The 339-nt window shown below is 51.3% G+C and carries 1 protein-coding gene; it reads left to right on the forward strand.

Annotated elements, in window-relative coordinates; all coding sequences use genetic code 11:
- Positions 1-26: 26 nt before the first annotated feature.
- Positions 27-339, forward strand: a 313-nt coding sequence (locus ACO0LD_RS31805) for a transposase (RefSeq protein WP_423013542.1), incomplete at its 3' end; no start/stop codon positions are given.

Consider the following 339-nt stretch of genomic DNA (forward strand, 5'->3'; position numbering starts at 1 on the left):
TATTAACCAGCTCCTGGCTGGCAAATCTGTTTGACCGCGTTCGCTTCATAAACAGTGATGCTGTCGTTGCATTTGTCGGTATGGATCCACGTCCGAGTGACTCTGGCCAGAGACGTGGGCGCAGGAGACTTTCCAAGCGAGGCCCTGCTGAAGGGCGCCGCTTGCTATTTAACGCTGGCATGGCAGCAGCAAAATCAAAGGTGTGGGCGCCCGTGTATCAACATTACCGGCAACTTGGCTGGCCCTCAACGGCCGCTATCATGATCATCGCCCGTAAAATATTGCGAATTGCTTTTAGCTTGATCAAGAACGGCGTTGATTTTAATTCTCATCTCATCT

The sequence above is a fragment of the Undibacterium sp. Ji83W genome (genome assembly GCF_049340385.1).
Classification (GTDB): Bacteria; Pseudomonadota; Gammaproteobacteria; order Burkholderiales; family Burkholderiaceae_D; genus Undibacterium.